The organism is Massilia sp. TSP1-1-2, assembly GCF_049896185.1.
Taxonomy (GTDB): domain Bacteria; phylum Pseudomonadota; class Gammaproteobacteria; order Burkholderiales; family Burkholderiaceae_D; genus Telluria_A.
This window is the reverse complement of record NZ_JAFCTU010000130.1, coordinates 1-1,001: the sequence shown is the minus strand read 5'-3', so window position 1 is coordinate 1,001 and position 1,001 is coordinate 1. Positions and strand designations below refer to the sequence as shown.

Genomic DNA, 1,001 nt, shown 5'->3' with positions numbered 1-1,001 from the left:
CCTGCTGGTATTCGAACGGTGCCCCCACCTTCTTGCGCAGGCGGACAAGATAGCAAAGGACTCGCTGGCTGGCAAGGGCTTTTCAAACGATTCGGCAAAAACTTACCGAGCATTATCACCAAGCTTGCCGGCAGGAGGCGAGGTAGCACTCGATGAACTGCCTGATGACGGCCCCGGCACATCTTTGCGATTCAAATCGCTGGGGCTGCGAAACACCTCATCCGTGAACAGGCGCGAGCGCGTCAGGATGCGCCGCCCTGCTCGGTTATCGAGCGAAAACATCCCACTGGTGCTGGCGACCGTATCGATGATCAACTGCGAATGGTCCCACTACGCGAACTGTATTACGCGGCTCCTTTTCCCGACGCCACCGACAGCGCTGCACCGAAGCGCACGCTGACCGAGCGCCACGACATGTGTCAGAGCCTCGAGAAAAAGCAGGTCGGCCTCTCGTTCTAACAGCGCCAAGGTGAAGACCACGTTCACGTGAAGGGCTACGCCGGCAGCTGCCACGTGATCCAGCCGGTCGGGCGGCGTGGTCGATTCCGCCCCGTGCCTTCCACGGCGCCGACATCAACTGGCTGCACGTAGCGACCGTGGCCGGCGGCAAGCTGAGTACCATCGTCGGCATCAACGAGGCCGTTCGAGCGACTTGCGGCAGCGTTTCGAAAACTTCGTCGGCACCCGGTTTGACCTGCAGGGCAAGCTGCCGCGGGCGGAGTGGAATGGCATATACGGCTGCCGCTCAGCGCTGCCGTCGGGTCGAGGAGCAACTGTCCTTGGACCTCATCAAGAGAATTGAAGAGCAAATGCGGCAGGAAACTGCGCGCCGCGAGACCGCCCCGAGTTCAAGAGCGTGCTGGTCCGCAAATTGATGCACTCCACGTTGCCGACGTTTGCCGGAACGTCGACGACAAATCCCTAGACGAAAAAAAACCCCACATTTCTGCGGGGTTTTTTAATATAACTAGCCTGACGATAACCTACTTTCACACTGGTTG

2 protein-coding genes are annotated in these 1,001 nt (G+C 59.3%); one reads left to right on the top strand and one right to left on the bottom strand.

The features are described 5' to 3' along the window. Nucleotides 1-102 precede the first annotated feature (102 nt). Nucleotides 103-282 (bottom strand): hypothetical protein, encoded by a 180-nt coding sequence (locus ACP7BV_RS27255; protein ID WP_426108037.1) that lies wholly within the window; start codon nucleotides 280-282, stop codon nucleotides 103-105. A 39-nt stretch (nucleotides 283-321) separates the two neighbouring features. Between ACP7BV_RS27255 and ACP7BV_RS27250 the strand changes: the two genes are divergently transcribed. Continuing rightward, nucleotides 322-459, top strand: coding sequence for a hypothetical protein (locus tag ACP7BV_RS27250; RefSeq protein WP_426108036.1), 138 nt, complete (start codon nucleotides 322-324; stop codon nucleotides 457-459). Nucleotides 460-1,001: the final 542 nt, after the last annotated feature.

What these genes read in the sequence shown, in the direction of transcription:
- ACP7BV_RS27250 (WP_426108036.1), top strand. Translation starts at nt 322, where the DNA reads ATGGTCCCACTACGCGAACTGTATTACGCGGCTCCTTTTCCCGACGCC.
- ACP7BV_RS27255 (WP_426108037.1), bottom strand. Translation starts at nt 282, where the DNA reads ATGTTTTCGCTCGATAACCGAGCAGGGCGGCGCATCCTGACGCGCTCG.